The organism is Mesorhizobium sp. ISC11 (assembly GCF_037162595.1).
Classification (GTDB): Bacteria; Pseudomonadota; Alphaproteobacteria; order Rhizobiales; family Rhizobiaceae; genus Mesorhizobium; species Mesorhizobium ciceri.
The window spans coordinates 5234432-5246755 of record NZ_JAVSPW010000001.1 but is presented as its reverse complement, the minus strand read 5'-3'; the positions used below and the strand labels follow the sequence as shown (position 1 = coordinate 5246755).

Genomic DNA, 12324 nt, shown 5'->3' with positions numbered 1-12324 from the left:
ACACCTGTTGAGTTTCGCGGAAATGAACAGGTTTAGCCGAGATATTAACGGAATCGAGGCCAATCGCCGTGAAAACCACGCCTTGACGTTTTATCGTTGCCTTATTGCCGACAAGGGGATCGGTGAATTGGTTTTCACTGGTTTCGTCACGACAAGGCTGTAGTATTGATCGATCCCGAAGCCTGACTGCAACAGTCTCTCCATGAAATCCTGATATGCGACCATAGAAGGAGACGAAACGCGCATCAGATAATCGATCCTCCCACCGATAGCCCAGCAGTCCAGGATTTCCGGAATGTCTTGGACCGCAGCTTCGAAATGTCGTTGGTCCTCAAGACGGTGGCGATCTAGTACCACCTCTACCATCACAAAAATAACCCCCCCGACGAGGGCGGGACTCAATCGCGCGTAGAACCCCTCAATGATCCCTGCGGCCTGAAGTAAACGGAGCCGGTCCGAACAAGCCGAAGGCGAAAGGTGAACACGCTTTGCGAGCTTGCTTTTCGAGATGCGACCATCTGACTGGAGCTCCAAGAGAATCCGAACATCCCAAGCGTCCAGTCGCACAGGATCGTGCTTAGACTTCATGACCTTTCTCTCAAGCCGCGTTGGACAGCGTAAGCAGTGCCAACACAATGTATTAATTGAAGAGGGCGAATGTAGTGAAAGTCATCCATCCTTGGCTCGCGCCGCGTCAGTGTGTGAGGTCATCAGTTGCGAACGACGCATTTCTAGAGGATATTTCCTTTCGGCGACGTCCTCTTCATAAATCGCAAAGACATAGCGCATCTTTGGCCTCTCCGGTGCTTGACTTGGCTGGCACCCTCAACAGCATCAGCATCGAACGCGTGACGGCGAATTCGGTTTGGAACTTAACTGGCTCGCCCCAGTAGAGCTGAACCATAAAATGCAGCTTGTCGTCATGCGACACAAAATCCGTGCGGGAGGCTGGCGTAAATCGCCCAACGGAAAGACTCAAACGCCGATGTTGCGTGCGATGCTGTCTGCCGCCATACGCTTACGCCATTCAAGAGGCCCGGAATTGTGAATGGAGTTTCCCTCAACATCGACGGCCATGATAACGGGCATGTCCTGCACATCGAATTCATAGATGGCTTCCATGCCCAGGTCTTCAAAGGCAACGATCCGCGCCGCCTTAATCGATTTTGAAATCAGGTACGCAGCGCCACCCACTGCAGCAAGATAGGGCGTTTTGTGTCTTACAATCGACTCGATGGCCGCCGGTCCCCTTTCCGCTTTGCCCACCATCGCGAAAAGGCCGGTTTCGGCGAGCACCTTGTCCGTAAAATCGTCCAAGCGGCTGGAGGTTGTTGGACCAGCAGGTCCAACGACCTCATTCCTCACAGCCCGGACGGGCCCGACGTAGTAGATCACGCGTCCCCGCAGATCGACCGGAAGCGGCTTGCCGGCATCGAGCAGCTCGATCATTCGTTTGTGGGCAGCGTCACGGCCCGTCAGTATCTTTCCAGACAGCAGGAGCGTTTCACCGCAGCGCCACGATGCCGTCTCTTCGTTCGTGAGGGAATCTAAATTGACCCGCCGGACGCCGGCTGGGTTCAATTCGTCGGCTCCGATGTCGGGCCATTCGCGCAAATCGGGCGGCTGGAGGCTGATGGGTCCAGAGCCGTCCAAAGTAAACTTCAGGTGCCGGTTGGCGGCGCATTGCGGGATGAGCGCCACGGGCTTGGAAGCCGCATGAGTAGGATAGGTCGCAACCTTGACGTCAACGACTGTTGTCAGACCACCAAGCCCTTGGGCGCCGATGCCAAGCGCGTTGATGCGCTCATAAAGCTCAATCCGCAGTCCCTCTTCTGGGCTTATCGCCCCCCTTGCGATCAGTTCCGCCATATCGATGGGCTCGTTCATGGCTTCCTTGGCCAGCAGCATCGCCTTTTCAGCGCTACCACCGATGCCGACAGAGATCAGTCCAGGTGGACACCACCCGCTGCCAAGCGTCGAAACGGTATTGACCACCCAGTCGGAAACGGAGGCGCTGGGATTGAGAGTGGTAAAACGTGCCTTGTTCTCCGACCCGCCGCCTTTCGCGGCGATGGTGATCTCAATCTGGTTACCTTGCACCAAGTCGACATGGACAACTGCCGGCGTGTTGTCGCGGGTGTTGACCCGTCTAGCGAGGGGATCCGCAACGATCGATACCCGAAGGGGATTGTCCGGATCGAGATAGGCTTGACGTACGCCCTCATTCACAAGATCAGCGAAACTGGCCGTTGACTTGATGCGGGCGTCCATGCCGACCTTTGCGAAGACCACCACAAGCCCGGTGTCCTGACAGATCGGGCGCCGACCAAAGGCCGCCATGCGGGAGTTCAGCAGAATCTGACCTATGGCATTCTTCGCCGACGGGCTCTGTTCTCGCGTGTATGCTTCAGAAAGAGACCGGATATAATCTGGCGGATGATAGTACGAGATGTACTGAAGGGCGTCGGCGACACTCCTTGTGATGTCGCTACCGGAGATGGTCCGTGTTCTATTTCCCACCGGATTTCATCCAAATGAACCGAGGCCGTTGACCATTTTCAGAATCTGGAAGCTTCGCACCCCCTGCTCGCCGCCTTCATATCCATAGCCGCTTTGCTTGACTCCTCCATAAGGGGCATCAGCGGAAACCCCTTTCAGGTAATTCACACTAACAGCGCCCGCAGAAAGACCGCTCACAAGCCTCTGTTGCGTATCGGCCGCGCCAGTAAACAAGTAGGCGGCCAGACCGTACTCCGTGGCGTTGGCTTCATCGATCGCCTCTTCGATCGTATCGAAAGGAGCCACAGTGAGTATCGGTCCGAACGGCTCTTCATGAAGCACTCTAGCTTCCTTCGGTACGCCCGTTAAAATGGTTGGAGGCCAGTAAAACCCCGGTCGGTCAAGGGGGGTGCCACCGGTCTCGACGCGGGCGCCGCCTTCTACCGCATCCTTGGTCAGGCGCTTCATGGCCTCTATTCGACGCGCGTTTGCCATTGGCCCCATTTGCGTTGCAGGGTCATCCGGTGGACCGATTCTGATTTTTCGGACCGCCTCCGTCATCCGGAACAGGAATTCCTCATAGCGGGATCGGGCGACAAGAATCCTGCTGGGCGCATTACAGCTCTGGCCCGCGCACTCGAATTTGTATTCCGAAATAGCCGGTATCGCCTTTGCCAGATCCGCATCTTCGCACACAATGACCGGGGAATGTCCCCCGAGTTCAAAAATGCAGCGCTGCAAATTCTTCGCGGCGAGCGTGGCCAGCTGTTTTCCAACAGCGGTCGACCCCGTGAACGTCAAGACTTTCACAATTGGCGAACTGAGCAGATGCCGCGATATATGCACAGGAACACCGAAGACCAGGTTGACCACGCCTTCCGGTATCCCTGCTTGACGCAAAGATTCCACGATATGGACAGCCACGCTTGGCGTCTCCTCGGCCCCTTTGAGGATCACCGGGCAGCCTGCCGCCAGCGCGGGGGCGAGCTTGCGGGCGATAAGAACGGCCGGATAGTTCCATGGCGTAAATGCAGCGACGACACCGAGCGGCTCCGGGGCTATCATCCTGTTCAAGCCCAACGGAATCGGGGCCGACAACTCATCGGCATGCCGGCCATTCCATTCCAGCGTTTCGACCGCGCGCGCGTATTCTCCTGTCGCTTCGGCGATCGTCTTTCCCTGTTCGGACGACAGGTCCCTGGCTGCGGCGCCAGCTTTCTCTGCCAGAATGCTGGCGGCAGAGACGAGGATCTCGCCACGCTCTTTGGCGGGTCGTGAGGACCACGCCTTGCGGCTGCGTTCTGCCGAAGTAAGAGCTTCATCCAAGTCTGACACCGTAGCCGAGGCCACTGAGGCAAATACCTTCTCCGTCGCCGGGTTGATCACCGGCAAAGTGGCTCGGCTACCACCGGCTCGCCATTTGCCATTAATGAAGAGCTCGAAGCTCTTGGCGTCGGACATCGCGGGCTCCACTTGACTGAATTCTTGCCATACGAGCGCAGTTTCGATATCGAAACTTCTGAACCTTCTGAACTCGCTTGAGCCAGTTTCATCGCGATGGTGGCGGCGGGTCAAATATCGAATATTGCCGAAATCCATCTGGAATCCAGATCGAGCTGATCCTGATGGCCGCAAAAGATTATGCCCCAGCTTTACAGGTTAGGTTGTCAGGTCGCCTCAGGCGCCACCGCTGCCCAGCCCCGAATTTCAATCAATTCTCTGGCGACCTTCGGAACGAGCTTGCGGACCGCGGAAACAGCCGCAGAACGCTCATCTTTGGAATTTACAGCAAGCACGACGGAGCGGGTAATCACCGGATCGACGATCTTGACCGTCCGGACCAGCCCTTGAGAGGCTTCTTTCTGAACGGCAGACGGGGCGAGAATAGAATGCGCTTTTCCCTCTACGACCATGTTGATGATCGTTGAGAGGGAGTCCACTTCAAACTTGACGTCCAGCGCGCAACCGTGTTGTGCGACGACGTCAGCCACCGAACGCCTGACATTGTTATTTCGCATGGGAACCGCCAACGGGAATGCATGCAGGTCCGCCAGAGATATCGCATCTTCGAACGGTGGCTGGCCGGACGGAGCCACCAGACAAAGATCTTCGCGCGCTAGCACAGTCATTCGCCCCACACTGTCCGCAGTGCGGTACAAAACCGCCAGATTGAAGCGTCCACCGGCCATCCACTCCTCCAACGGTCCCGTCATGCCCTCGACCATCTTGAGGGACACCCTAGGCAGTTCATTTCTCACCGCCTCAAGCAGCGGACCGCTCAGGACGCGAGCAGCCCCAGACGGAATGCCAATAGTCACCTCCCCGGCAGGGGAAGCGGCTGTGTTGGTCAATTCCGCCTCGGTAAGTCGAATTTCTTTGAGAATCGCCCGCGCCCGCTCGAGCAGTTTGGCTCCTGACGCCGTCACGCTCACGCCGGTCCTGTCGCGTATCAGCAGCTGAGTGCCGAAGCCTTCCTCCAGTTGGCGTACATGCAGACTAAGCGCACTCTGGGCGACATTCAGAAAGCCAGCGGCCTTCGTGAAACTGCCTGCTTCGACCACGCCAACGAAGTATCTTAACTGCCTGATTTCCACGGGTACTCTTCCGAGGGCGGAGATTGCAATCGATCTAATCTATCTCGAAATGCGATGGCGCGACAGCAATAATTGTGCCGAGTTGCATGACGCCTTGCTGTCGTGTTGTCCCAGTCTGATTTGATCAACCCGCCGAGGACTCAAACGGCCAACTCGGCGGCCGGATCCGTGGCGATGATATCTCGCGCCCTTCGGATAACCGGAGGATCGACCATCTTTCCGTCCAGGGCGAACGCGCCTCTGCCCTGCGCCGTCGCTTCTTTTTCCGCCACAAGGACACGACGCGCCCACTCGAGTTCCTGTGGGCTTGGTGAGAAAGTCTTATTGAATATGGCCACCTGGGCTGGATGGATCGCCAAAGCTCCGGCAAAGCCAAGCCGCCGCGCATGCGCCGCAGCTTCACGAAGTCTGTCCTTGTCTGAGAACTCGCTGATACTTCCTATAGAGCCAAGTGGTAGCAAGCCTGCGGCGCGAGCGGCAAACAGAACGGAAAGGCTCGGTGTCAAAAGAAGGTCGAGTTCCGGTGCACCGCCAACAGAGGCACTGAAGTCTTCAGGACCGAGCGCCATTGCAACCATCCTGGGATGGGCCGACGCAATGGCTGAGAGACTTTGTAATGCTGCCGGGGTCTCGATCAAGGCAAGGAACCGGATTCGACCCACCGCAAGATTTCTTTCCCGTTCGAGTTCCGATACCGCATTCGCGATCTCTAATACCAACGCTGCCGAATCCGTCTTAGGAAGAACAAGGGCATCAACGCCCGCCATCACGGCTGCATCGAGATCGGACGCCAAGGCTCGCAAACCGCGATTCACGCGAACTAAAACATAAGCACCCCTTCTGCCCACCTTTGCCACGGATGCAGAAAGCTGGCGCCGTGACTCATCTTTTCGATCCTCCGGAACGGAGTCCTCGAGGTCGAGTATGACGCCATCTGCCCCCCGTTCATGAGCCGTGTCCACAAAGCGCCGAACATGAGCGGGAACGAAGAGCAGAGATCTCCAGCGGGGAATCGACAACGAGCTTCCAGCGGCCGGACCAGTGTGCTTCATGAAGTGGCCTTTGCCGTCGATTTTAGTGCGGCGGTGTTAGTGAGCTTGCTGGGCGGTCGTAGCGCTGACATATCGCGGGCTAGGCATGCACTGTGTAAATTGCGACCGCGCCCCTTCCCGACCAGAGGCACGCTCACGCTGACGCGGCTCTTGCGCGCAACCCTGCTCGAACCTCCTCTCGGATAGCCTCCGTATGCGCACCAAGAGCCGGAACTGCGCGCAACGAGGGGCGCTCAGAGTTGAAGATCGCCGCCGGAGCGATGGTCTCTACAGTTCCTTGTGGGGTGCCAACCTCAACCCTGCGGATGTGTGGATGCCTCGAAATATCCGCCACCTCGTTCAGTCGCCCATATGCCAATCCGGCCGCCTCAAGCTCGTGCATTGCTTCGTGGCAGGACAGTTCGGAAAACCGCCTTTCAATGATCTCATCAAGTTGCGCACGTCGACCGAGGCGCTCCATATTATCGGCAAACCCGGGTGCACGTGTGAGTTCAGGCCGCAGCAGAAATTTCTCGCAGAAATTCACCCATTCCCGGTCATTCTGAACGGAGAAGATCACGTCTTTGCCGTCGGCGCAGCGATACGCGCCATACGGTGCCAGTGAGGGGTGTTTCACGCCCGCACGTACCGTTTGATAGGCGCTATAGTCGTTTTGCAGAACCGGTACATTCATCCAGTCAGCGACAGCATCGAACAGGGACACCTGAATCCCGACCCCCTCGCCAGTGACCTCCCGGTGATATAGTGCCTGAAGAATTGCACTGTGCGCAGTCATACCTGCAGAGATGTCACAAACCGACACTCCTACACGCGCGGGTCCCTGTTGGTTGCCGGTGATGGCGCACAGGCCTGTTTCGGCTTGAACGATGAGATCATAAGCCTTCAAATGGGAATACGGCCCATTCTCACCGAAACCAGAGATGTCGCAGGTGATCAGCCCGGTATGTCGTCGACGAAGATCAGCAGATCCAAACCCCAGTTTTTCGATACTGCCTGGCTTCAGATTCTGGATAAAGACGTCAGCTGCGGCAATGAGCGCGTCGAGGACCTCGCGGTCTGCCTCCAACCTCAGGTCCAGACAGACCGACTCTTTACCCCGGTTGAGCCAAACGAAGTAAGCGCTCTGCCCCTGCACCAACTTGTCATAGTTGCGGGCAAAGTCCCCTTCTGGCCTTTCGATCTTGATGACCCGGGCGCCCGCGTCAGCGAGACGAGACGATGCATAAGGCGCGGCCACGGCCTGCTCCACGGCTACGACAGTGATGGCCTCAAGAGAATTCTGCATGCGGCACCGTACTTTTCATACTGTTTTTTCGTTTTGATTTCGACGACGGCTCAGCATCGCCAGCAACCGATTTTGCTCGTTCCCAACAACTGAGAACGCCTCGTCGACGCCCATTCCCGGCTTTGCAAGCATCATGTCGGCCTGAGTAGCCACAGATACGTGGACAGAAACTTGGGCGGAGAGATCTGTCTCGGTACAGCTTCCCCCGACATACGCCCCCACCCTATTTTCCTTGCAGATGAGAACTGCGCGCGCCGTATCGGCGATTGAGCCGACGTCTGGCGTCTTTATTTGGACCAGATGCGCGGCGTTCGCTTCGGCGAAGAGCCGAATGTCCTCAAGCGTATTGCATCTCTCATCTACAACAATCCGTGCGCTGGAACCCCGGCACTCCAAAAGCGATACGATTTTGGCGTAGTTTTCAATTTGAGCTTGCGTCGAGCCAAAATCAGCAGGGGACTCGATGTTGAGTGTGAAATCCGGGACGGCATCTGCGACCTTGCAGATAAAGTCGGCGATCCTTTGCGTCTCCATTCCGATTTCTTGGCCGATCCAGCCATATACATCGAAATGCAGTACCGGATGATAGCCAGGGCGGCCGATTTGACGCGTACGCGATGCTACCCACTTGACGAACCCTATGAACGTTTGGCCGTCGACTCCAAATTTCTGTCGCGAGTTAATCAGACCGTGGGGAAGCACATCTACTGCCTTCAGGATCATCTTATCAACGTTGATTTCGCGAGCGTCTCCGCTCTGGCAGTAGATCGGGACTCGGCGCGTCGGCAGAGGAAGGCCAAACTCCAAGCATACGATCTCCGCCATTGTCTTGCGCTGAAGATAGGCGCCTGCGCGAAGAAGAGCTTGGCTAACGCCATACTCCACGGCCAGGGGCAACCGTTGATCTTCAACATGTTCGAAAACCTTTGCGCAAGAAGTACGAAAGCTAGAGGCATCAACATCGAGAAGCCGTGGCGCGATAACGCGCGAAGTCAAATTTGAGATTTGGTTCGTATCGAACAAAGGATCACGTCCACCCGTACCAGAGTACTGGACATTCATCATGTCGCCCCAGACAACGTGGTCGTCAGGAAGGACTAAACCGATACTTAGCGACGAAGCTGCAATGCGAATCGAATGGAACCCGGGCGTTGTCGGCGGGCCAACATAGATGAAGCCGTCCTGGATTGCGCCGGACCTGATGGCTTCCTGATCGTCATAAAAAAATGCACCGTTGCCAGGCGCGAGAAGGACATCTTTGATCTGCACTTCGGTTCGCTCGACTTGTTCCGTATCTTGGCCCGCCCACCGTCTGCCTAACTATGCGCCGCCCGGCATTGAGTCGCCAATATAAAGTCTGAGGCGGGTGCATCGCGTTTCCAGATGGTCCATGTGTTGTATCCCGACAAGCTCAAGACCTTGGGCGCCTTTCGCAGGATGGCGGACTTCCCGGAGCGATGGCTTGGTCCTCACCGACCGAAGGAGCCGCATTCGCACGCAACACCTCCGACGGACGCTGAGTTCTAAGCTTCGTTGCGTTAGAACGACCGCTGAAAACGGAGGATGCCCCCGATGGCGTTATCCTCACCCGCCGGAATACCAGTCCAGTTGGAGTTGCCTTCGTTGATGTAGTCGACTTCGGCCGTGATCGTCAGACCGGGGACAATGTCGTATTCAACGTTTGCGGCGACGCCGAGGTTTTTGTCTTCATCGTACGAAGCCTGGAGATTGAACCTGGTTTTTTCGTTAATGGTGTAGGTGCCACCGCTCCAGATTGCCCAGTTGCCGCCCCACTGCTTGTAGAAACCGCGGCCGCCAGCAGGGACCGCATAGGCTGGATCCGAGAGCTTGTCGTTCGTGCCGTAGCCAACCATAACGAACAGTGCTAGGTTCTGCGCCGGGGCCAAGTCCAAGCGAATCTTGCCAGCCACCTCTTCGTAGTTGCTGTCATAAGCCAGAACACCGGTGACGGCGCCCCAGCCCTGCATGTACTTCACGCCGCCCACCACATGCGGTATATAACTGTCGATCGTACCAGCAGCCCCCGATCCTTCTTCGAGCGAGACCATAGCCGAGAAACCACTGCCGGCGTCGAAGTAGTACTGCACGACGTTGGTGTCGAAATCGCCGTAGGGAACCAGCGTATCGTTGATGACGTTGCCGGCGTAGCCGATGAACGTGTCGAAGGCCGATTCGTCCTTACCCACGCGAAGCCCACCGAGTTGAATCCAGGCAAACTTCAACGTGCTGCTGTCAATGCCATTGGTATAACTTAAGTTATTCTGAGTGTAGGACTTGAGGGTGCCGAGTTCAGTTTCCTGGGCCGTCCAGGTCTTCAGCGAGAAGCGGCCCTGTTTGTGCCAGGTGTCGTTGATGCTGCCGTCCTCATGGTCGACGACACGGCGACCGTTGAACGAACCTTCCTGGCCGGCCGAAGCATCCCACCGGACATAGCCGCCGATGCGCAGACAGGTTTCGGTGCCGGGGATGTAGAAGTAGCCAGCGCCGTAGACGTCGCAGATCTTGACGTATTCGGCGGGTTCCGGCTCGGCGACGACGACAGCGTCGGCGGCACACGCACCGGAAACTGCGATCAGCGCCGCAGCGGAGCCGAGAAGAACGCTCTTGATGTTCATTTTTGATCTCCAACTCAAAAAATTAAAAAAGGGCCGGGGGCCATCCTCTTTCGGAAGACCAGCATCCCTCCCGCTCCACACAATGGAAAAAGATGCACGTCGCGCCGCTTTTTCGTAAATCAGGCTATACGTAAGATTGAGAAATTCAATATATATATGCCTACATTTCGGATCGATGCACAGCATCCGTTGCCGATTTGTCACTAATCGCAAATAAGATTTATACAATTAGTACATACTATACGAATATTACTTGGACATTCTGAATATATTGCACGTTGAGGCAATATGCGTAGCGCAGCCCTAAGTTTTCAAAGCGCAGCGGACCACTCGCGCCTAGACTAGCCCTCTCATTTGCAAGAGCTTTTGTCGGTTACTTTAAGGTCAAAGAAAAATCTCGTGCAGCCCGAAGGACTTCTGCAGCCAGCTCTTGCCGTAGCAGCTCTATGGGAGTTCGGCCATCAAGTTGAGGTGAAGGGGAGGTCAGCCAGAGCCAGGCCGCTCTGGGATTGGCGATCAACGAGAGCACTTGTCGTATTCCTGGCGCGGGCCTGCCGTCGACGAACTGAGCCAAGGGGAATACATGCTTGCGGGCGCCTTTCCGCAACGCAACCACATCGTTGTGCCGTTGCCACCAATGCAATGTCGATCGCGGTATGCCGAAATGTACTTTCAGATAAGTAGGGCCAGCAACAGTGCCCGCCCAGTCTTCGATACGTTGACAATCGTTTTGCTGATCTCGCGCTTCTAAGACTGCGCCTTCACGCGCGCCCTCGGTTCGCACACTGGGGGGAGCCGTCTCACCTACGCCTTCATGGGAACGACGTCCTGCTTCGGCTGCAAGCCTGAGAACAAATTCGAAGGCCAGTGCGGTTAAACGGTCATGAATCCCTTGCGGGCGCTTTGAACAGGGTTTTACATGCGAAGAGATTGAACTCCTTTCTTTAATGACCTCCTCGTGCTGAGCCAGAACCCGCTGGACTTCTTTGGCTACAAAACTTAAAAGATCGTCGTGGCGAGGTTCATCTCCAAAATCAATTGATCTTGTCATGTGGGGCTATCCTGCCGGCGTGAGAGTCCTCTGCGCACCTCATCGGGAGACCGGCCTACTCCGTCGAGAGCGCTATCCATCCCTGCAATTCACGCCAGTCGGGCTCGAGTCTCGCAAATCGTGCCAACCTGAATGAGTAAATGTCCGCGAAGCTACAGGTGCCGTCTACAATCACGTCGCGGATCGCCCGCCCGCTGGATGGCGAGAGACCAAAGCCCACGCTGGACATGGTCGCAACAACCACATTAGGAAAGGTAGAGAGCCGGTCGATCACAGGACGCCCGTCAGGCGTATTCTCGATTATACCGGCCCAAGATCGAATGATGCGGGCGTGCGCGGTCTTCGGCATCATCTCAATCAAACGACGGCCAATATGGCCCAGCAGCGGGGTCGAGGGGCTAGCAAACCCGCCTGCCTCGGACAACTTCAGCCATTCGTGCGGACCGCCTCCAAAGGCCAAATTGCCCCGGAGTGTCTGTCGGCCGTGAAGGCCATTACCGTCCACACCGCCACAAGCCATTATGGGAAGTGGTTCAGTAACAATCATTTCAGCGCGCGCGCTTTGCATGGGGACTTCCTGACCCAGCATCGCGGACAAGCGACCAGTGTGTGGACCTGCCGCAATCAAAAGTTGATCGCAGCCAAGCGGGCCGCGCTCCGTCTCTACGCACACCACCCTCTCACCTTCGGTGCGGAACCCAACAACCCTGCAGTGCTGCATCAGTCGGCCACCGTGATCCTGCATTGCCCACGCGTAGGCCTGAACGGTGCGGTGTGGATTTGCGTGCCCGCCAAAGTGGTAAAAATGCGCGCCTGCGACGTTATCCCCAATCAGGGGGATCAGTTCACGGCATTGCTTACTGTCGAGAAGCTCGCTCCGGTATCCATGTCGTTGTGCCGACTCAGCACTGTGGGTGTTGTCCACCAATTGTTGCTCGGTAACGGCAACGTTTATGCGGTTGGGAGAGAACTCTGTCGGGTAGCCGAGCAGTTCATCCATGATGGGCCACAGACGCAGCATCTCGGGGTAAAGAGGCGATAAGAGGTGCCCGCAGCCGCCGCCGTTGCGGCCAGACGCCTCCCAACCGACGATCCCTTTCTCGACAACTAGTACGTCGACGCCGGCTTGTGCCAGCCACCATGCGGCGCTCAGCCCTGTAACGCCGCCGCCGACGATGACGACTGATGCACCCTTGACCTCAGTCAT

10 protein-coding genes are annotated in these 12324 nt (G+C 56.7%); all 10 read right to left on the bottom strand.

The features are described from left to right. Positions 1–90: 90 nt before the first annotated feature. The 10 genes from RPF88_RS25370 to RPF88_RS25325 all read right to left on the bottom strand — a co-directional run bounded on the left by RPF88_RS25370 (position 91) and on the right by RPF88_RS25325 (position 12324). Entirely contained in the window at positions 91–588 is a 498-nt protein-coding gene (locus tag RPF88_RS25370; RefSeq protein WP_127399652.1) for an Lrp/AsnC family transcriptional regulator, read from the bottom strand. A gap of 387 nt (positions 589–975) precedes the next feature. Continuing rightward, the gene (locus RPF88_RS25365; RefSeq protein ID WP_127399651.1) at positions 976–2520 is read right to left on the bottom strand and encodes a fumarate hydratase; all 1545 of its coding nucleotides are present in this window, start codon (positions 2518–2520) and stop codon (positions 976–978) included. Between the two features lie 6 nt (positions 2521–2526). After that, positions 2527–3960 (bottom strand): NAD-dependent succinate-semialdehyde dehydrogenase, encoded by a 1434-nt coding sequence (locus RPF88_RS25360; RefSeq protein WP_287083557.1) that lies wholly within the window; start codon positions 3958–3960, stop codon positions 2527–2529. A 206-nt stretch (positions 3961–4166) separates the two neighbouring features. Then, entirely contained in the window at positions 4167–5093 is a 927-nt protein-coding gene (locus RPF88_RS25355; protein WP_127400306.1) for a LysR family transcriptional regulator, read from the bottom strand. A gap of 140 nt (positions 5094–5233) precedes the next feature. Beyond that, entirely contained in the window at positions 5234–6145 is a 912-nt protein-coding gene (locus RPF88_RS25350; protein WP_127400307.1) for an HpcH/HpaI aldolase/citrate lyase family protein, read from the bottom strand. Positions 6146–6278: 133 nt separating this feature from the next. Further along, entirely contained in the window at positions 6279–7430 is a 1152-nt protein-coding gene (locus tag RPF88_RS25345) for a CaiB/BaiF CoA transferase family protein (protein ID WP_127400308.1), read from the bottom strand. A 15-nt stretch (positions 7431–7445) separates the two neighbouring features. Next, on the bottom strand, positions 7446–8699 hold the full coding sequence (locus tag RPF88_RS25340) for a methylaspartate ammonia-lyase (protein WP_127400309.1): 1254 nt from the start codon (positions 8697–8699) through the stop codon (positions 7446–7448). A gap of 269 nt (positions 8700–8968) precedes the next feature. Then, positions 8969–10066, bottom strand: a complete 1098-nt coding sequence (locus tag RPF88_RS25335; protein WP_287083552.1) for a porin — start codon at positions 10064–10066, stop codon at positions 8969–8971. A gap of 373 nt (positions 10067–10439) precedes the next feature. Continuing rightward, positions 10440–11117 carry an antitoxin Xre/MbcA/ParS-like domain-containing protein gene (locus RPF88_RS25330; protein ID WP_127399955.1) on the bottom strand — a complete coding sequence of 226 codons (678 nt, stop codon included), beginning with the start codon at positions 11115–11117 and terminating at the stop codon, positions 10440–10442. A 55-nt stretch (positions 11118–11172) separates the two neighbouring features. Next, complete coding sequence (locus RPF88_RS25325) at positions 11173–12324, bottom strand: NAD(P)/FAD-dependent oxidoreductase (RefSeq protein ID WP_127399956.1); 1152 nt, start codon at positions 12322–12324, stop codon at positions 11173–11175.

Coding starts and splice junctions, on each gene's coding strand:
- RPF88_RS25330 (WP_127399955.1), bottom strand. CDS start 11,117: ATGACAAGATCAATTGATTTTGGAGATGAACCTCGCCACGACGATCTT.
- RPF88_RS25325 (WP_127399956.1), bottom strand. CDS start 12,324: ATGACTGAGGTCAAGGGTGCATCAGTCGTCATCGTCGGCGGCGGCGTT.
- RPF88_RS25335 (WP_287083552.1), bottom strand. CDS start 10,066: ATGAACATCAAGAGCGTTCTTCTCGGCTCCGCTGCGGCGCTGATCGCA.
- RPF88_RS25345 (WP_127400308.1), bottom strand. CDS start 7,430: ATGCAGAATTCTCTTGAGGCCATCACTGTCGTAGCCGTGGAGCAGGCC.
- RPF88_RS25370 (WP_127399652.1), bottom strand. CDS start 588: ATGAAGTCTAAGCACGATCCTGTGCGACTGGACGCTTGGGATGTTCGG.
- RPF88_RS25350 (WP_127400307.1), bottom strand. CDS start 6,145: ATGAAGCACACTGGTCCGGCCGCTGGAAGCTCGTTGTCGATTCCCCGC.
- RPF88_RS25360 (WP_287083557.1), bottom strand. CDS start 3,960: ATGTCCGACGCCAAGAGCTTCGAGCTCTTCATTAATGGCAAATGGCGA.